Raw genomic sequence first — 18,830 nt, forward strand, 5'->3', positions numbered from 1 at the left:
ATTAACAAAAAACCAAACCCTTCCTTGAAACCAACAACCATAATCCAAACAGCAGCCATTTTTGGAGCAGTCGCCGTAGGAATCGGAGCCTTCGGGGCTCATGGACTAAAACCCATGCTTGAGGCAGCCGGACGCTTGGAAACCTTTGAAACTGCCGTGAAATATCATTTTTACCATTCCTTAGCCTTGTTTGGATTGGGGTCTTTAGCATTGATCAAACCTGAATGGAACAAGCTCGGCCTGAGTTATTGGGGATTTACCCTGGGAATTATGATTTTCTCCGGATCGTTGTATGTGCTTTGCCTGAGCGGAATTACCTGGCTTGGAGCAGTTACACCATTAGGCGGGGTGGCGTTTATTCTAGGCTGGATTGGTCTTTTCTGGGGAGGATATTCCAAAAAGTAAACATGAAACGATCCGTCATTTTTTTGATTCTCATTCTTTCATTTTCCAGTCTACTATTCTCATTCCCTTCCTTTTCCCAACTTTCCCGAGACCAGTACCAAAAGCTGGAATCAGCCTTGGGCGATCAGAGTTTTTTCAGCGGACACTTGACGGGATTTATGTTGTATGACTTGGATTCGCAGCGGGTTTTATTCGAAAAAAACTCACAAATCCGATTTATCCCTGCTTCTACCACGAAGCTGTGGACGCTTTTCTCCGCAACAGTAGTACTACAAGATAGCACCCAAACTATCCGCTACATTACATCGGGAGACACGATCAAAATCTGGGGCAGCGGCGATCCGACATGGAAATACAAGAACTTTCAGCAGCCTGATTTTCAAAAAATAATCGGGCCATATTCGGTTGTTGTCTTTTCGGATGCCAATCAGATTTCACCAGCGTATGGGTATGGTTGGCAATGGGACGATTACTACTACGACTTTTCTGCCGAGCGAAGTCCCCTGCCGATCTATGGTAATCTCCTTCAGGTAAAAAAAGTCGAAAATCGTCCGGAAGTTTTCCCCACACGCTTTCAAGGCTCAATCCGAACCACCCAAAAGCCAATCAAGGAATTGGAGCGGGACTTCCACAGCAACACCTTTGCTTACAATCCAGCCACTTTTCTCGGAAGAGAAAAATTCATCCCTTTACTCACTTCGCCCCAGCTTTTCGTAGAACTAGCCTCAGCAGAGATCGGCAAAACCTGGATTTATCAACCTGATTCCTTGCCGCAGGATCATAAGGTCTTTCGAGGGTCTCCCCTTTTTCCACTTCTCAAGGAAATGATGCTTGAAAGCGACAATTTCCTAGCTGAGCAGATGTTGTTCATGGTTTCCGACCGGCTATTTGGGCAAATCGACACCGACCGAGCCATCGAATACATCCTCAAAACCCACCTTTCAGACCTGCCAGACACGCCCAAATGGGTTGACGGAAGTGGGCTTAGTCGCCACAATTTGTTTACACCACGGTCGATGGTGGCAATTTTTGACAAAATCTACCGGATCCTTCCCGAAGATCAACTGTATGAATTTCTCCCTACAGGAGGAGTATCCGGCACCTTGAAAAACAGCTATCAGGCAGCAAAACCCTACATTTTTGCTAAAACCGGAACCATGAGCAACAATCATAGTCTGGTCGGATTGATCAAAACCAAAAGTGGCCGGACCTATTGCTTTGCATTTATGAATTCCAACTATCCCCACACCGCCTCTGCCGTTCGCAGGGAAATGGAAAAGGTGATGGTCTTGGTGAGAGATATTTTGTGAAAATTGAAATTTCCAATTTGGGCACATCATTTGAAAAACTAATCTCAGAATCAAAAAATTAAGATAGGCCCTGCCAATTGGCAGGGTTTTTCATTCTTCAGCTTTGAAAAAAAGAATAACCGTCCGGCCAAGCGAATTCGAGGCCTTTGGAAAAAAGAAAGTATTTTCACAGCAAATCGTAAAACCATGAAAAAGCGCACTTTCCTCAAATCTTTTGGACTATTAGCCACTACGGCTCCGTTTTTAGGTTTTGATTTTAAAGAAAAGTCCACTTCCAATAGCCTATTACCAAACTCCATAAAAAAAGGCGATACCGTAGGAATCATAAGCCCATCCGCTGCCACAGCAGATCGGATGGAATTCACCTATGCCAAAGAAGCCATGGAAGCGTTGGGGTTTAGGGTGAAACTTGGCGAAAACCTGAAAAACCGGTACGGACATCTCGCAGGTACGGATCTAGAGAGAGCCAATGACCTCAATGCGATGTTTGCAGATCCCTTGGTAAAAGCTGTCATCTGCCTTCGTGGTGGTTCAGGTGCGGCACGAATACTCCCGATGATCAATTATGAGATGGTAAAATCCAATCCAAAACCCATCCTCGGATATTCGGACATCACAGCTTTGCATTGTGCGATTCACAGTCAAACGGGCTTGGTTACCTTCCATGGTCAAAACGGAACCGGATCTTGGAACAGCTTCAATGTAAAGCAGTTTGAAAAAGTCTTTTTCGAGAAGGCCATGGTTACTTATCAAAATGAAGTGACTAAAGGAGATGACCTGGTAGCTAAAGGAAACCGCATTCAGACACTCAAGGGAGGAATAGCTGAAGGAAAAATTTTGGGAGGAAATCTGACTGTATTGTCAGCTTTATCAGGAACACCCTACTATCCTGATTTTCAAGACGCTATTTTATTTATTGAAGATGTGGGAGAAGACCCCTATCGAATCGATCGCATGATGAGTACCCTCCAATTGAATGGCACTTTGGGCAAGATCAAGGGTTTCATTTTTGGACAGTGCACTGACTGCAAACCCGGAAGTGGTTATGGAGCATTCACAGTAGATCAGATTCTGGATGAGTACATTTTACCTTTGGGAATCCCGGCTTATGCCGGTGCTATGATCGGGCACATTGCCAAGCAGTTTATTGTCCCAGTAGGAGCCAAAGTAAGGATGAATGCTGATGCGGGCACGTTTACTTTGTCGGAATCAATTTTCCAATCCTGAATAAAGCCATGATATCACCTGTCTTTCTAGCTATTAGCCTTTTCCTTTCCGCTTCCATGTCTTCCGAACCCAATCCAACTTTGACTCAACAAAAGAAAAACATCACCTACTTAGCTTTGGGTGACAGCTATACGATTGGAGAAGGAGTCGAAGAAAAAGACCGATATCCAGTTCAATTGGTGACAGCGCTTAACAAAAAAGGATCTGTCACCTGTGCAGCTCCTCAGATTATTGCCAAAACAGGCTGGACAGTAGATGAACTGGAGGCAGGAATCAACGCCAGCCAGACGGATGAACAAGGCTATGATTTGGTAACGCTGCTGATCGGAGTCAACAACCAATACCGGGGAAGGCCGGTGGCGGACTATGAAAAGGATTTCGAGGAGATGCTCAAGAGGGCCATTGACTTTGCTCGGGGAAAGCGTGATCACGTGGTGGTTCTTTCAATTCCGGATTGGGGAGTCACTCCTTTTGCTGTCAACAAAAAGTCCGATCAGGCGAAAGTTGCCCGTGAAATCGATACCTACAACGATGCCAAAAAGGCTATCTGTAAAAAATACAACGTCACATTTATCGATATCACGGCTGACTATCGTGCTATTGGCTCAAAACCGGAAATGGTGGTGGAAGATCAGCTACACCCATCAGGGCTGGTCTATTCACGCTGGACAGAAAAGCTTCTGACCGAAGTTCAAAAAATTAAGTTCTAACTCATTCTAGAATTCATCAGACGCCTTCGGTTTGATAAAAAAATCTTTTTCAACATTTGAAGGATATCCTTGTCAACAATTCGACATGTTGACAAGGATCTTTTTATTTTCACGCAGGAAAGTTTCCAGCCCCATTTTCTCTAAAAAAGAAAAACCCTGAATCATGAAAATCATCTGCATCGGCCGAAATTATGCGGCACATATTGAAGAACTCAAAAACGAAAAACCCGGGAAACCAGTAGTGTTTCTAAAGCCTGACACGGCATTGTTGAAAGCAGGGGCTCCGTTTTTCTATCCGGATTTTTCCGAAAATATCCATCATGAAATAGAACTCGTCCTGAAAATCAGCAAGGAAGGAAAGTATATCCAACCTCAATTTGCCAATCGGTATTTTGAGGAAATCGGCCTTGGAATCGACTTTACGGCTCGGGACCTTCAGGATCAATGTAAGGCAAAAGGTCTTCCCTGGGAAATCGCAAAGGCTTTCAACGGATCTGCACCGATAGGTGATTTCAAGCCCGCTTCGGCATTTGCGGATCTGAAGGACATTGACTTCCATCTGGAAATCAACGGAGAGCTTCGCCAAAAAGGAAATACCAGCCTGATGCTATTCGATTTTGCTACGATTATTTCTTACGTATCCCAGTTTTTTACCCTGAAAAAGGGGGACCTAATCTACACCGGCACCCCTGCCGGAGTTGGACCCGTGAAAGTCGGCGATCGCCTGACTGGTTTTATCGGAACTGAAAAAATGCTGGATTTTGAAGTCAAATAAGCTTTTCCCGATTACCCTTTTCCTTAGTCTTTTCCTTTGTTCTGTGGCTTCTGCCCAGCTGATCGAAAAAGGCTACTTTCGCTCTCCTGTCAAACCCGGAAGCAGAAATTACCTGTCCGGAAATTTCTCCGAACTCCGTCCCAATCACTTTCATACCGGATTGGATTACAAATTTGGAGGAGTCGAGGGCGAGCCGATCTATGCGGTAGCTGATGGTTGGGTGCATCGAATCAAGATATCCTCTTTTGGCTACGGCAATGTGATCTACCTCAAGCACCCTAGCGGACACATTACGCTCTATGGGCACCTCAGAAACTTCAATCCCAAGCTGAGTGCCTGGATGAGGCAAAAAATGTATGAGGCGAAATTGAATGAATTGGAGCTATCGCCTGAACCAGGGGAACTTCCAGTAAAAAAAGGAGAACTTATTGCAAACGGTGGTAATACAGGCAGTTCTGGGGGACCCCATCTTCATTTTGAAATCCGGGATAGTTTGGACCGGGCTATGGATCCGCTTTTGGCAGGTTTCTCCGAAATCCTGGACAATATCCCCCCCACTCCCCAGAAAATCGCGATAGTTCCGCTGGAAATTGACAGTCGGGTCAATGGTAAATTTCAGCGCATTGAAGTGACTCCAGTGCTCAGCGGATCTAGCTACCGTATTCCTGAGACGATCCGAGTTACTGGAAAAGTAGGGCTGGAAATTCAGAGTTATGACAAACTAGACGGAGCCGAAAACCAAAATGGGTTCCCAAAATTCGAAATATCGGATGAGAATGGCTTGCTGTACACACTGGATGTGAATCGGGTGGATTTCAACTACACACGCCATTTCCTGCTGCATACGCATCAGAATCGATTCACGCGATTGTACCATCAGCCGACGCTCAAGTTTGATTTCTTCACACCAAATTCTCCCGGAACAGGAGCTTTTCAGGTGGAAGCAGGACAAAAGAAAACCCTTCAAATTCGACTTACCGACGCTTACAAAAATTCCCGCTTAGTCAATCTGACACTTACAGGAGCAGATTTGGATTCTACCGTAGCCGATGGTGCCGCGCCTGCCAAAGCTCAAACGAGCTATTTTAAGCATCACATGAAAATACGCGTGGCTCAAACCGATAAAGGAGGTTTGGCCAAGTTTTTCATCGGAAGCCAGATTTTCGAAGTCCTCCCAGCCTATCAGGATGCACAAACCCGTACCTACCTCTGGGATTTGAGATTTGGAATCCCATCCAAGATTGACCTGTGTTCAGAAGTATTGATACCGGATCTGATTGGGCATTTTCCGGTTGGAAAAGAGCATCTGCATGCTACTGACAAACTCCGAATCAAAACAGAGGTAAACAGCTTGCTGGAAGACCTCTACCTGAGAGTCGGGCATACGGGCACTTCGGATGCACCGGTTCTTAGACTTCAGGAACCGACCGAATACCTCTGGAATCCAATCGAAGTGACCTGGAATGTCAATGGGTATTCCGGGGACAAAAGCCGGACCCACGTGTACCAACGGGCAGCAAACGGGGCTAGAAGTTTTGTTGGTGGAGAATGGGTAGGTGAGCAAATCCGATTCAAAACCAGAAATTTTGGTAGTTTTGTTTTGGGAGTGGATAACGTCAAACCGACCATTGCACCGATCCGGGTAAACAGCCAGGGAATTCGATTTACAATCAAAGACAACCTGTCCGGAATCCAGAAATTTGAAGCCTTTGTGGATGGAAAGTGGGTTCTGATGCGCTATGAGCACAAACAGGCTGTGATCTGGTCGGAAAAATTGGATGAACAACCACTCAAAGGTTCGGTTTTATTGAAAGTGTATGACCAGGCTGGCAATGTTGCCGAATGGAAAGGCACCATCAGTTAAAACTTCAACCCTCAAAAAACAAACATTCGTATGTCCCTAACAGTAGGCCAAGCGGCCCCAAATTTCGAAGCAAAAATCCAAACCGGAGAAACCATCAAACTCTCCGACTATCTTGGCAAAAAGGTAATCCTTTACTTTTATCCAAAGGATGCCACTCCAGGCTGCACCGCTCAAGCCTGCAACCTCCGCGATAATTATGACGCCTTGATCAAGGCGGGTTATGTCGTATTGGGTGTAAGCTCTGACGACGAAAAGTCACATAAAAAATTCATTGAAAAGCAAGGCCTTCCCTTCCCGTTGATTGCAGATACGGATTTGACAGTGCACGAAGCTTATGGTACTTGGGTGGAAAAATCCATGTATGGCCGTAAGTATATGGGTACTGCCAGAACCACCTTTGTAATTGACGAGCAGGGGAAAATTGCTGAGGTGATCGAAAAAGTAGACACTAAAGAACATACTGCTCAAATCCTAAAATAAACCTCCGTAATGGAAAAACAATCAATTGAACAACTCCAAAAAATCTGCACTCAGCTCCGAAGAGATGTGTTGAGAATGGTTCACGCCGTTCAGTCCGGTCACCCGGGCGCACCGCTTGGATGTGCTGAATTTTTCGTCGCGCTGTACTTTGATCAGCTCAGACACAATCCTGACTTCAAAATGGACGGAAAAGGGGAAGACCTCTTTTTCCTTTCCAACGGTCACCTTTCCGCTGGTTGGTATTCCGTGCTTTCGCGCAGCGGATATTTCCCGGTTTCAGAACTGAAGACCTTCAGAAAGCTGAATTCCAGACTTCAGGGTCACCCTGCTACGCATGAGCACCTGCCGGGCATCCGGGTAGCATCCGGTTCTTTGGGCCAGGGACTCTCAGTTGCTTTGGGTGTTGCCCAAGCCAAGAAAATAGACAAGGACGACAAGCTTGTTTACATTTTGATGGGCGATGGAGAATTGCAGGAAGGTCAGGTTTGGGAAGCGGCGATGTATGCAGCTCACCATAAAGTTGACAATTTGATTGCAACGGTAGATTATAATGGTCAGCAGATCGACGGTCCTACTGATAAAATCATGGACCTGAAGAATCTCAAAGCAAAATGGGAAGCGTTTGGCTGGGAAGTGATCGAGACGAAGGAAGGCAACGACCTGAAGTCTGTGATCGAAGGCTTGGAAAAAGCAAAGGCCTTTACAGGCAAAGGCAAGCCGGTTTTGAACCTGCTTTACACCGAAATGGGCTACGGAGTGGATTTCATGGTGGGCACGCACAAGTGGCATGGCTCTCCTCCCAACGACGAGCAACTGGCCAAAGCATTGGGCCAATTGGAAGAAACCCTTGGTGATTATTAATTCCTCCCTCCAACAGACCTAACCATGAGCTTAGATTTAAAATTTACTTTTACAGAAAAGAAAGATACCCGTTCCGGTTTTGGTGACGGGTTCCTGGAAGCAGGAAGAAAGAACCCGAATGTGGTTGGCCTTTGTGCTGATTTGATCGGTTCCTTGAAAATGGGCGATTTCCAAAAAGAATTCCCGGAAAGATTTTTCCAAACCGGAATTGCAGAGGCCAACATGATCGGTATTTCTGCGGGTTTGGCAATCGGGGGAAAGATCCCTTTCGCCGGCACATTCGCCAACTTTGCAACAGGCCGCGTTTATGACCAGATACGTCAATCCGTCGCATATTCCGACAAAAACGTCAAGATTTGTGCTTCACACGCAGGTTTGACTTTGGGTGAAGACGGTGCCACACACCAAATTTTGGAAGACTTGGGCATGATGAAAATGCTCCCGCACATGACCGTGATCAATCCTTGCGATTACAATCAAACCAAGGCTGCGACTTTGGCGATTGCTGAGCACGAAGGTCCGGTATATCTGAGATTTGGTCGTCCAAGCTGGCCGATCTTCACTCCTGCTGATCAGAAATTTGAAATTGGAAAGGCTTGGAAAATGATCGATGGCAAAGACGTAACCATCTTTGCAACCGGCCATTTAGTATGGGAAGCTGTAGTGGCAGAAGCTATGCTTCGTCAAGAAGGCATCCATGCCGAAGTGATCAACATTCACACGATTAAGCCTTTGGATGAGGAAGCCATTCTGGAATCAGTAAAGAAAACAGGTTGCGCTGTATCGGCCGAAGAGCACCAGATTAACGGTGGTTTGGGTGACAGCATTGCTCAGACTTTGATTCGGCACAATCCTGCTCCATTGGAGTACGTGGGAGTAAACGACAGCTTTGGCGAGTCCGGTACCCCTACTCAGTTGCTGGAAAAATACGGCCTGAATGCTGAGAACATTGTGAAAGCCGCAAAAAGAGCTTTGGCACGCAAGTAAAACCTTTTAGGTTTCCAAAAATCTCAAAGGTTAAAATTCTGCAACATTAGGGATTTCCAATATCCCGAATGTCTGATCGAAACCACAGATAGAAAAGTCTGTGGTTTTTCTTTTTGTGGATTTTTTTGCCGGTAAAGCTGTAAATTCATAGAAACCAATTATTTAAAGTTATGCCCAACTACGAACCCACACTCGTCGAAACCCTCGAAAAGCTTCGAAAAGAAGGCTATACTGAGGATTTCAATATCCGATTTGACAGCCTTATCTGCGACAAAGCTTGTCTCCTACCTCAGGAATTTGAAGTCGATCAAACCTTCCGATTCGAAGGAAACACCAATCCGTCGGATGAAGCCATTCTGTATGCGATTTCCTCTTTGGATGGCTCAATCAAGGGAGTCTTGGTCAATTCATACGGAGTCTATGCCGATGAAATGACTGAGGAGATGATCGACAAACTGAAGTAGGATTTTGCTAATTTTCTGAGGTGAAAATATCCCTGCAAACCGAAAATCAGCTTTTTCTAACTCCTATTCAGCCTGAAGATCAACCCGTCCTTTATTCCTTGATGGATCAGGTATATCGGGATGCTTACCGTTACGTGTGGAAGGACAATGGGGATTGGTATGTGAACCTGATCTACAATCCGCAAACTGTCCGAAAGGAACTAGGTAGAGACCGTAGCCATTACTTCTTTGTGGAAGCAGAAGACCGGAAAATCGGTATCCTGAAATACGACTACCCTTTTTCTCCACGGGAAATAGAAATTCCGGACTCCATGAAACTGCACCGACTTTATCTGCACAAGGATTTTCACGGTAAAGGAACCGCACATGCTTTGCTTCAACACTGTGAGCAGGTGGCTTTGGAAAACAACATGAAATCAATCTGGCTCGAAGTCATGGCTTGCCAACCACAGGCTAAACGCTTTTACTCCAAGGTGGGATTTGAACCCCTGCACACTTATGAACTGGATTTTGATATGATTCTTCCGGAGTATCGGGGAATCGAAATCTGGAAAAAAAACCTGTTTTGACGGAATCTTGGCAATTGGTTCTGCGCTTCTACTTTTGAATCGACTAATTTTTATTCAAACAACTGATTATGAAAAATTTCACATTTTATTCAGTTTGTGCTTCATTTTTACTTGCATTGGGCAGTTGCACACAACAATCAAAATATCCCATCGAAATCCAAACAGCGGGCTTTTCCAATATTTCAAAACCATCACAGGATCAAGGTGACGAGCTGGTAGGGGTTTATTTTATGCCTTCTTGGAATACTTCACCTGACCCTGCAGTAGATAGGGACAGTTTTTGGTCCTGCATCCAAGACCCTGTCAACTGTACCAGCCTTCAAAATACCGGAATCTGGGGTCCGAGAGGTCGAATTTACAATTCCCGCTATCCATACGAAGGGCCATATTTGGAACGAAAGCCCATTGCCGAACTCAAAGGATTTTACTCCAGAACTGACCCAGAAGTGGCCAAAAAACAGCTCCAATACATGAAAAGCTACGGGATTGACTTCTTCGCCTATGACTGGTTTTTTGGAAGGCATTATTATTACCACTTGTACTTTGGCCCTCAGTCAAAAATCTATTATCCTCAAGGCTGGCAAATCGATCCCAACCGGGATGGTCGTGTGGCAGTACCCGGATTGGTCGAATGGGGCGATCAGCTGGAAGTCCTTCTAGCCGAAAATGCCAAGCTTCCGAAAGAGGAACAAATGAAGTTTGCCATTAACTGGTGTGATGACAGCCACGAGCGCTGGATGCTTTGGCTCAAAGTTGGTTCTCCAGAGGAACTTGCCCGCAACGCTAATTATGAAGGCGAAAAACCTGATAAAACCCTTTACCTGAAGGTTCATGAGAAAATCACCCAACTCTGGATTGATCAGTATTTCAGTCGGGAAGATTACCTGAAAGGGGCTGATGGCAGGCCGGTGGTTTACATCTATTTTCCACAGGATGCCGAATCCAGAGCGGCATATTATGGATTGACTTTGAAGGATTTGCTCGATTTATCTCAGGAAACTGCGATAAAGGCAGGATTGCCGGGAATCAAATTTATCGCCGTGACCGCAGGTCCTATGTTGGAACGAGAACGGATGTATGGACTCCCTACCCAATGGAAAGCTAAAAACCCCAACAAACCTTGGGAAGGCGGGACTTACCAGAAGCGACAACTTTTACAGGAATATGTACCCCGACTGAAAGGAATGGGGTTCGAAGGCATGACAGCTTACGTGTATCACAACTTCTTCGAAAAGGACAATCGCTCCTATGAAGACATGCGTGAAACCTACCGAGGACATTGGAATAAATGGAGTGAGCAGTTTAAAAATGATCCCAATTTTGAATATCAAGTGCCGGTAGCCATGGGTTGGGACATGCGACCCGCCGGAGGCACCTGGCCTCAACAGACTGGTTTTCCATCCGAACCTTACAAAGACAAGGTGCATAGCGACAAAGCTTCCTTTACGGCAAAGCTGAAAGAAGCTCAGGAGGTCTCCAGAAAATACAGAAGCAGCAATGGCAACACTGTCATGATCTGCTGCTGGAATGAGTACCTGGAAGGCAACTACATCGAACCGACCGAAGGACATGGATTTAGCTACCTGGAGGCGATCAAGGAGGTTTTTGGGAATTAGAGGAGAGGTTCTTTTTACGATAGACAGTTAAAAAAAAATTGAGATGCACTTTTAAAATAAAATTCGACTGGATCAATCAATCACCCTTTGCTTCCAAAATAAAATCCCGTCTTCCTTTAATAAATAAATAATCGGATGCCAGTTCAATTCGTAGGTTTTCCAGATTGGCATCTTTGTAAAGATCGGTACTCACATTTTGAATAATTTCTTCCTGTAAATAATACGGGTATAACTCGGAATAGGTAGCTTCAAAAACATCGGCTAACACCTCATCTGAAAGCGCCAAACAAACATTACGCAAGACCTCCTTATACTTTTCCAGTAAAAAGGGATCAGTCGAGATCTTTTCATCCAAATCATCCTCTATAGAAAAAAGTAGAGAAGCACTTTCGGAATTAGGTGAGCTTCCCTCGTGAGGACGCGCAGAGAAAATATCATCATAATCCCAAGGAATGATTTTAAACCGATTGGTTTCCGAGTCGAAATAGAAAAATACCTCATCTGCATAATCTCCATTTCTGAGCAGGTAGTTGACACCAAGCCAACTCATGTAATTTTCGAGATCCATTTTCTCGGAAAGTTTAGTGTACAATTGCTCTCCGGAATCAGTTTGGATCAATTTGTAGATGGATTTAAAAGATTCCAAGTATGATTTAGTGTCCTCTTTTGAAGTGGATTTGGAGGTTTTTGATGTTTCTATTTTATGCCCATACCCTCTTCGGATTACAATAGGGCTATTTTGCTCCTGAATCGCCCAATCCTGGGGCCTTTGAACAGCCAGATAAATCCCCTCACTCTTTCCGTTTACCTCTAAATCTGTAAAGGCAAAAAAGAACTCCAATAGCCCGATTTTCTGAAGAAGACCAAACGCAAGCCGATTTCTGACATAGTATTTATCCATAGAGAGGCTGAGCAAAATAAAGTGGCTCATCTCTTTTGTAAACTCACGATGTTGAATTTCCACAGGTGTCTCCACATCAAAACTCAGACTTTTTCTTGGAAAATTGAGGGTAGATTGACCCCGAGTGTGTACATCTTTAGGCAGAGTTTTCTGTCCATTGATAATCAGTTCCAAGGGTTGTAGGACTACTTTTTGGCCATTGATGGATCTGAGTCTTTGGTAATCCCTCTGATCGACATCAAGCTTGATCTGATTTTCTATTTTTATCGAGGCATCAGAAAATTCAAGATTCCTGGAACCCAAATTTTCTTGAGCCACTGATTGGGCAGACCAAATGCAAAACAGGATAAATACAGCTTGATTTTTTTTCATTTCAAAAGTATATCAATCTACTTCCGCTCTTACTGATTACCACTTCACAGCTAAGATACAGTCAAACTTAAATCTCGAACTATTCAAAGAAAAAATCCCGCTTCGAAATGAAGCGGGATTTTTTCTTTATAAATGAACTCAGCGATTATCTTTTGATCAGTCGCTTGGTCATTACCATGTCTCCCATTTTCACCTGAACGGTGTAGTAGCCAGGTGCCAATCCATCCAGGTTGAAGGTCTGGGTAAAGCTTCCTTCTCTGATCGCTTCATTTTCCACTACCAATCGGCCAACCGCATCATAAATTCTGATTGCTACGGCAGCCTCTCTGTCCAGATCCACCATGACGTTGGTTTCACTTTGTGCAGGGTTTGGATACAGCAAGAATTCACCCGGTTTCAATTCTCTGCTCAAATTGATTTCCTTGCTGATGGTCTGACCTGCTCGGTCCGTGCTGAATACAGTTACTCTCAACTGTGCCGGAACAGTGGATCCTTTCCAGATCAGCTTGTCACCCTCCAGGATCAGATCGGAATTTTCACCGATTTGGTAGGTATGAATATTATCCACCGGATCGATAGTTCTCAGGTATCCAAGGACTTCACCTGCTCTTAGGTTACCACTTAGGTTACTGTTTTCCAGTGTGATGTCCAGAGCTTTTGGCTTATCCTGAACCAGAACCTGGATTGAAATCGGCTCATCCAATGCGAAGAACTCGTTTTCTGCCACATCTGCTTTCAGCTCGTAGAAGCCTGGAGTCAACTGATCGTAATCACTTGCATCCAAGGTCATGGCCAGTTTTCTGCTTTCAAACCAAGTTAGGCTCATCTGATCCACTTGCTTCTTAATGGTTTCCACTGGAGTATTCCATGGTACGGTGATCAGTTCGGTGCTGACACGCTTGTTGCCCTTCGTGGCTGGCTTATGGATTACAATGGATCCACCTCCCAACAGAGTTGTTGCTTCTGCATTTTCGGCCAAACTGTACTCATTGTCATAAATGACATCACTTGAGGAGTTATTAGCCCAAACTCTGATTCTAAACTTGTCCAGCTCTCCTCTCAGGTCGCCGTCAATTACAGTTACCATGAATTTATGGGAACCTAATCCATTGACAGTACCCACACCTCGGTAGGTAGCTTTTGCCCCTGAAATGACTAGAGACATGCTTTCATGAGATGTGCTCTTGAAGTGGAAATCTCCTTCCTTAAACTGGAAGTTGGTGTTTCCTTCCACTTGATCCACCAGATTTTTACCGGTTTTGTATTTGGCTACAAATCCAAAGTTTGCTCTACCCTCAGCAATTGGATTTGTTCTCAAATCCCCTGGCTTGGAGTAAATCCAACCACCACCGGTCACAAATCCACCATTAGGATCATAGACGGTTACAAATTCAAATTGCTGGCTGACCTTCAAACCACAGTGATCCTCAACCTCCAGTATGATCGTGAAAACCCCAGCTGGTAGGTTAGTAAAGGTATAAGCTGTGGAGGTTCCAGTAGCAGAAATAGTAGCAGTTTGAGTTACGATGTTTCCATCAAAAGCAGTCCATTTAGCGGATTTAATATTCTCATCCACGAAGGTTGCGCTGACATTAACAGCTGTACCAATTGCTTGAGGAATTATTGGAGCTGTGATTACCAGATTCGAAGGAGCGTTATTGGTCACCGTCACATCAAAGCTTGCGGTTTGCACATTTCCATGAATATCCTCTGCAGTGTAAGTCACAGTGGTCGTTCCAACCGGGAACAGACTTCCCGGTGCATGACTGGTTGTGAAGGTTTTGACCTCACAGTTGTCTTTTGCTGTTGGTGCAGTCCAAGTTACAATAGCTCCGCACTTATCTGCATCACTGCTTACGCTGATATTTGCAGGCATTCCCTCAATCATCGGATCTTCGGTGTCATTCACTGTTACCGTGAAGCTTGCTGAATACTCATTACCGGATGCATCGGTCGCAGTATAAGTCACCGTGGTCTCTCCAACTAGGAATACCGAACCGCTTGCAGGACCTGCAGTTTGTCTAATTGTACTTCCGGAACAGTTATCGCTTGAAGTTGGAGCTGTCCAGCTTACCAAAGCTCCACAGACGCCCTTGTCATTGGATACTACAATGTTTGATGGAAGACCAATAACAGATGGTTTCTCAATATCCTTGACAATCACATCCTGTGTCGCCTGGCTCTCATTGCCTGACTTATCCGTGGCTATCCAAGTGATTGTGGTCTTGCCTACCGGGAACGGTGCAGTTAAACTGGTCTCCCCGTCAGATCGGGTAATCTTAAATCCAGTCGCTACCTCACCACAAAGATCTGTCACTACCGGGTTCGGTACAGATACCACCGCCTGGCAAACTCCCGCATCCTGATCTACTACAATCGAATTCAGGGTCTCGAAGATCGGCCCTTCGGTATCCTTGACAATCACATCCTGTGTCGCCTGGCTCTCATTGCCTGACTTATCCGTGGCTATCCAAGTGATTGTGGTCTTGCCTACCGGGAACGGTGCAGTTAAACTGGTCTCCCCGTCAGATCGGGTAATCTTAAATCCAGTCGCTACCTCACCACAAAGATCTGTCACTACCGGGTTCGGTACAGATACCACCGCCTGGCAAACTCCCGCATCCTGATCTACTACAATCGAATTCAGGGTCTCGAAGATCGGCCCTTCGGTATCCTTGACAATCACATCCTGTGTCGCCTGGCTCTCATTGCCTGACTTATCCGTGGCTATCCAAGTGATTGTGGTCTTGCCTACCGGGAACGGTGCAGTTAAACTGGTCTCCCCGTCAGATCGGGTAATCTTAAATCCAGTCGCTACCTCACCACAAAGATCTGTCACTACCGGGTTCGGTACAGATACCACTGCCTGGCAAACTCCCGCAGCCTGATCAACCACAATCGTGGTCAAGGCCGGGAACACCGGACCTTCAGCATCCAACACAATTACATTGAAAGAGCTCTCAGTTACGTTTCCAGCAGCATCAACTGCCTTGTATTTTATCTGGGTTGATCCAATTGGGAAAAAGTCACCACTCTCAAAAGATCCCAACAATTCCAGAGAACCTGGATTGGCATCAGTTACTGTAGGTGTGGTCCATGTTACCGTAGCACCGCAAACACCGGGTGTATTATTGACCCGAATCTCTTGAGGCACATTATTAATTACCGGGTTGGTATTGTCTACAATTACTGTTTTGTAGGTTGAGGCAGGAGATGTGGTCTCATTTATATTTTGGCCATTCTGAACACCTGCAACAATAAAATAAGTCCCATCTGGAACAAAATTACCTGAATTAGGTGCTTGATTTGATTTCCCATCCCAATTCAGATTAGTGGTTGAACCACCAGAGAGTGCAAAAGATGGATACTGATATATTAAAGTTCCACCTATTGTTGATTGCCTAACTCTCACAATGAAATTCGGAATGTTTCCTGGGCCGCCAACTGCTCCGTTATTAAAAGCAGTAATCGTAGTAACATCTTTTACCCCCGCACTGGAAGCTTGATTTGGTGAAAAAGGAGTCGGAGAGGCCGCACTAATTTCAGCTCTACCATCCGTAAACACCGTTGTAGCAATTAATCCGGAAGTTTGTCCTGTGGCGGTAAGCGTAAAGGTCACCCCCAAGTGGTTTTCCTTGACCAAAAACTGACTGTTGGTAAAGTTGCCCGAGGCATCTGCCGTAGCTGTCAGGTCATGGGAAAGCAAACAAGTCGCCGGTTTGGGTTCCTCGTCAAAATGAAGGACGATCGTTTCTCCGGGTTGCCATCCCGATCCGGAAATGGTCACATATTCCCCTGGAGCGTAGTCCAGCTTATCGGTTGTGACAGTCGCCTGCCCCATGGCATTCAGGCTTAGCATCGCCAAACCCATCGTCAAAACCAGGAAAATCATCCTGGAAAGTCTGAGTAAAATTTTATTTTCCATAGATCAAAAGTTTCATTGCCAAAAGCCCCCCACGAATTCCAAAAAGCTCAACTTTTAAAAAGGCCTGCAAATCAGACAATTCGGGAGGCATCAAAGATTAAAAATGGTTTTCAATTTTAAAAGCAAATTTTTTCTTTTTATCCAATTTTTTTGCTCTTTAAATACACTTTTTTGCTTTTTACTGAATAATCCGTATCTGAAACGAAATAAAATGTAGTCCCAAAAAGAGACCGGAAAATCAATTCATTACACCGAAAACTCTTGACTAAATAATCAATACTAAATTTTGAATATTCATAAATTCCTGATTACTATACTTCTACAGTTTTTTACTGTTTTAAATTATTTTTTCACTAAACCTCATTTTTACTATGGAAAACAGAGTTTCCTACACGATCCCGGCAGAGGATCTAAAGCAAATCAAGGAAGCGATCGCAGTGTTACAGACGAAACTGGATCCGAATTTACTCTCACTTACCATTCAGGGGCGCAAGGACCTGAACAAGATGGGAGAGGCATCCAGACCTTTCGTCGGTAAGGTCATGGAGTACATTGAAACCAACCCGGAATTCAAATCCCCCTACAACAAGCCGGAGGAGATGAACAAGGACTGGACCCTTATCAACCAACTGGGGCCAATCTACAACGTGCTGAATCAGACCGTATCCAATCTGGACGATACGCTGATGGAGGCAGGGGCAGAATTACTGGATCAGGCCAACAAGTACTATGGATCGGTGCAGATCGCGGCCAAGGACGGGATGGCCAATTCAAAGAAGGTGTATGAAGGCCTCGCGGTACGCTATGAAAAGCGGGCCAAGCGAAGAGGCGGAGATCCCGCAGGAGTATAAAGTTGCCGAGTCACCTGTGAGCCCTGAGCGAAAGTTCAGGGCTTTTTTTTTGTTTGGATAGTAGAAACCCTGGATTAGGTCTTTGAACGAATCGGGTGAGTCTTTGATGGGTTAATTAATATGTTCAACACATTAATTTGAGTATTTGAGTCCTTGATTAAGGTGTTTGATAGGCTAGATTGAGGCTTGGAGACATTAAGTAAGGTGTTGGACAGGCAAGGTTGAGCCTTCACCTGTCAGATGAAAGTGATTACTCCTCAAGTTAAGGTCTTGAATTGCTGAAATTGGGTGTTTGGAATATGGAATAATCTCAACTTCCAAGCGGAATCCAAAAAATGGAAGGAAACTGACCCGGTACGGGTCGGATATCGATAGAAAGCCAAGATAAAGCCCTTGATGCGACCCCGATAGGGGTCGAATTGAGGATGCTGTGTATTTAGTTCTACCCATCTGTCATCCCGCTGGGATGAAGGATGGAAATGGTAAAGGGAGGGTTGAACTTGCGGGTAATGGAATTACTCCCGACTACTGTATGGGATCCGAAAAATATAAAAGCGGAGTTGCAAACTCCGCTTAGGCAAGCGCTTAATCTAAACTCAGACGGGGAGTGCAACAGTCAAGCTTGAGACTTAAAGACACTAAGGAAAGTGTTCAACCGATTAATTTGAGTCCTTGAGACATTTTTTAAGATGTCGGACAGACAGTTGAACTTATGGAACCCAAGATAGGCATCGGGAGGAATTACATCCCGACAGCCGTACGGGATCCAGAAAATAGAAGGGTGTAATTACAAATTACACCCAGCCATCAAAGAACTTCAAAGCTAAAAGGCTATAGACTATGCCGAGGTGGGATTTTAATTAACCTGATTATTGATAGAAGTTAATATCTCCTCAATTTGCTCCCGATAAGATGGAATATTAGACGTATCACCTTTATTTATCAATTCAAACCTCAATAATCCAATTAATTTTCTAAGATTTTTTTCTTCCAAAGACGAACCAAGATGCGTATTTAGCCTTGCCATTGAGTATAGAATAGGCTTTTCATCTAAAATATAGTAATTAGGATTCCTTTCAATCAAATACAAATTTAAAATCAAATCAGTAATAGCTGACTGAAAATTTTCTTGCTTTTTCAATTGAAATTGGGAATCCAAAGATCTTTTCATTGTTTCAATTGTAGCATTGCTCTGTTCTTTCGCCGCATTTAATGTGGATTTCCCTTGTATCCTGGCTGCTAAATAAACCACAAAACCTGTTATCAGGGAAGCTAAGAAGGGTCCCCATGCAGTTATTACTTGGGTTACTTGGCTGGAATCTTGGAGGTTCATACCTGTATTTTTTTTTTGGATGTTTTAACTGAAAAGTTTAAACTGTTGCAATTTGGACTTAGATAAATTTTCTGCTCCTAAATGGAGATTGCAAATCCCACCCAGCATACACAGAACCTCAAGCAAGCAAGTCAATAGACTACAATTGAAACAATGAAAAGATCTTTGGATTCCCAATTT

The 18,830-nt window shown here is 44.5% G+C and carries 16 protein-coding genes; 13 read left to right on the forward strand and 3 right to left on the reverse strand.

What is annotated here, in order from left to right:
* Window positions 1–24 precede the first annotated feature (24 nt).
* From D0X99_RS10815 to D0X99_RS10870, 12 genes are all read left to right on the forward strand, one after another.
* The gene (locus tag D0X99_RS10815) at window positions 25–405 is read left to right on the forward strand and encodes a DUF423 domain-containing protein (RefSeq protein ID WP_119477838.1); all 381 of its coding nucleotides are present in this window, start codon (window positions 25–27) and stop codon (window positions 403–405) included.
* Between the two features lie 2 nt (window positions 406–407).
* Window positions 408–1,715 (forward strand): D-alanyl-D-alanine carboxypeptidase/D-alanyl-D-alanine-endopeptidase, encoded by a 1,308-nt coding sequence (locus D0X99_RS10820; protein ID WP_119477839.1) that lies wholly within the window; start codon window positions 408–410, stop codon window positions 1,713–1,715.
* Window positions 1,716–1,901: 186 nt separating this feature from the next.
* Window positions 1,902–2,942, forward strand: coding sequence for a S66 peptidase family protein (locus D0X99_RS10825; protein ID WP_119477840.1), 1,041 nt, complete (start codon window positions 1,902–1,904; stop codon window positions 2,940–2,942).
* An 8-nt stretch (window positions 2,943–2,950) separates the two neighbouring features.
* Entirely contained in the window at window positions 2,951–3,652 is a 702-nt protein-coding gene (locus D0X99_RS10830) for an SGNH/GDSL hydrolase family protein (protein ID WP_119477841.1), read from the forward strand.
* 163 nt (window positions 3,653–3,815) lie between these two features.
* The gene (locus D0X99_RS10835) at window positions 3,816–4,427 is read left to right on the forward strand and encodes a fumarylacetoacetate hydrolase family protein (RefSeq protein ID WP_119477842.1); all 612 of its coding nucleotides are present in this window, start codon (window positions 3,816–3,818) and stop codon (window positions 4,425–4,427) included.
* Window positions 4,414–6,291, forward strand: a complete 1,878-nt coding sequence (locus D0X99_RS10840) for a M23 family metallopeptidase (protein WP_119477843.1) — start codon at window positions 4,414–4,416, stop codon at window positions 6,289–6,291. The genes D0X99_RS10835 and D0X99_RS10840 overlap by 14 nt, the downstream gene beginning before the upstream one ends.
* 30 nt (window positions 6,292–6,321) lie before the next feature.
* Complete coding sequence (bcp, locus tag D0X99_RS10845) at window positions 6,322–6,771, forward strand: thioredoxin-dependent thiol peroxidase (protein WP_119477844.1); 450 nt, start codon at window positions 6,322–6,324, stop codon at window positions 6,769–6,771.
* Between the two features lie 9 nt (window positions 6,772–6,780).
* On the forward strand, window positions 6,781–7,632 hold the full coding sequence (locus D0X99_RS10850) for a transketolase (RefSeq protein WP_119477845.1): 852 nt from the start codon (window positions 6,781–6,783) through the stop codon (window positions 7,630–7,632).
* A gap of 24 nt (window positions 7,633–7,656) precedes the next feature.
* Window positions 7,657–8,619: a transketolase family protein gene (locus tag D0X99_RS10855; protein ID WP_119477846.1), complete on the forward strand. Its 963-nt coding sequence runs from the start codon at window positions 7,657–7,659 to the stop codon at window positions 8,617–8,619.
* A gap of 170 nt (window positions 8,620–8,789) precedes the next feature.
* Window positions 8,790–9,083, forward strand: a complete 294-nt coding sequence (locus D0X99_RS10860) for a phosphoribosylpyrophosphate synthetase (protein WP_119477847.1) — start codon at window positions 8,790–8,792, stop codon at window positions 9,081–9,083.
* Window positions 9,084–9,103: 20 nt separating this feature from the next.
* Window positions 9,104–9,652, forward strand: coding sequence for a GNAT family N-acetyltransferase (locus D0X99_RS10865; RefSeq protein WP_119477848.1), 549 nt, complete (start codon window positions 9,104–9,106; stop codon window positions 9,650–9,652).
* Between the two features lie 68 nt (window positions 9,653–9,720).
* Entirely contained in the window at window positions 9,721–11,268 is a 1,548-nt protein-coding gene (locus D0X99_RS10870) for a glycoside hydrolase family 99-like domain-containing protein (protein ID WP_119477849.1), read from the forward strand.
* 76 nt (window positions 11,269–11,344) lie between these two features.
* Here D0X99_RS10870 and D0X99_RS10875 read toward each other — a convergent pair whose 3' ends face one another.
* A complete protein-coding gene (locus D0X99_RS10875) occupies window positions 11,345–12,541 on the reverse strand; it encodes a CotH kinase family protein (protein WP_119477850.1) in 1,197 nt (398 codons plus the stop codon).
* A 145-nt stretch (window positions 12,542–12,686) separates the two neighbouring features.
* Complete coding sequence (locus D0X99_RS10880) at window positions 12,687–16,466, reverse strand: HYR domain-containing protein (protein ID WP_119477851.1); 3,780 nt, start codon at window positions 16,464–16,466, stop codon at window positions 12,687–12,689.
* Between the two features lie 371 nt (window positions 16,467–16,837).
* On the opposite strand from D0X99_RS10880, the gene D0X99_RS10885 reads away from it, so the two are divergent.
* Complete coding sequence (locus tag D0X99_RS10885) at window positions 16,838–17,317, forward strand: hypothetical protein (RefSeq protein WP_119477852.1); 480 nt, start codon at window positions 16,838–16,840, stop codon at window positions 17,315–17,317.
* 856 nt (window positions 17,318–18,173) lie between these two features.
* Here D0X99_RS10885 and D0X99_RS10890 read toward each other — a convergent pair.
* Window positions 18,174–18,650 carry a hypothetical protein gene (locus tag D0X99_RS10890; protein WP_119477853.1) on the reverse strand — a complete coding sequence of 159 codons (477 nt, stop codon included), beginning with the start codon at window positions 18,648–18,650 and terminating at the stop codon, window positions 18,174–18,176.
* Window positions 18,651–18,830 lie beyond the last annotated feature (180 nt).

It is taken from the genome of Algoriphagus lacus (assembly GCF_003583985.1).
Lineage (GTDB): Bacteria > Bacteroidota > Bacteroidia > Cytophagales > Cyclobacteriaceae > Algoriphagus > Algoriphagus lacus.

What these genes read in the sequence shown, in the direction of transcription:
- D0X99_RS10820 (WP_119477839.1), top strand. Translation starts at nt 408, where the DNA reads ATGAAACGATCCGTCATTTTTTTGATTCTCATTCTTTCATTTTCCAGT.
- D0X99_RS10825 (WP_119477840.1), top strand. Translation starts at nt 1,902, where the DNA reads ATGAAAAAGCGCACTTTCCTCAAATCTTTTGGACTATTAGCCACTACG.
- D0X99_RS10830 (WP_119477841.1), top strand. Translation starts at nt 2,951, where the DNA reads ATGATATCACCTGTCTTTCTAGCTATTAGCCTTTTCCTTTCCGCTTCC.
- D0X99_RS10835 (WP_119477842.1), top strand. Translation starts at nt 3,816, where the DNA reads ATGAAAATCATCTGCATCGGCCGAAATTATGCGGCACATATTGAAGAA.
- bcp (WP_119477844.1), top strand. Translation starts at nt 6,322, where the DNA reads ATGTCCCTAACAGTAGGCCAAGCGGCCCCAAATTTCGAAGCAAAAATC.
- D0X99_RS10850 (WP_119477845.1), top strand. Translation starts at nt 6,781, where the DNA reads ATGGAAAAACAATCAATTGAACAACTCCAAAAAATCTGCACTCAGCTC.
- D0X99_RS10855 (WP_119477846.1), top strand. Translation starts at nt 7,657, where the DNA reads ATGAGCTTAGATTTAAAATTTACTTTTACAGAAAAGAAAGATACCCGT.
- D0X99_RS10860 (WP_119477847.1), top strand. Translation starts at nt 8,790, where the DNA reads ATGCCCAACTACGAACCCACACTCGTCGAAACCCTCGAAAAGCTTCGA.
- D0X99_RS10870 (WP_119477849.1), top strand. Translation starts at nt 9,721, where the DNA reads ATGAAAAATTTCACATTTTATTCAGTTTGTGCTTCATTTTTACTTGCA.
- D0X99_RS10875 (WP_119477850.1), bottom strand. Translation starts at nt 12,541, where the DNA reads ATGAAAAAAAATCAAGCTGTATTTATCCTGTTTTGCATTTGGTCTGCC.
- D0X99_RS10880 (WP_119477851.1), bottom strand. Translation starts at nt 16,466, where the DNA reads ATGGAAAATAAAATTTTACTCAGACTTTCCAGGATGATTTTCCTGGTT.
- D0X99_RS10885 (WP_119477852.1), top strand. Translation starts at nt 16,838, where the DNA reads ATGGAAAACAGAGTTTCCTACACGATCCCGGCAGAGGATCTAAAGCAA.
- D0X99_RS10890 (WP_119477853.1), bottom strand. Translation starts at nt 18,650, where the DNA reads ATGAACCTCCAAGATTCCAGCCAAGTAACCCAAGTAATAACTGCATGG.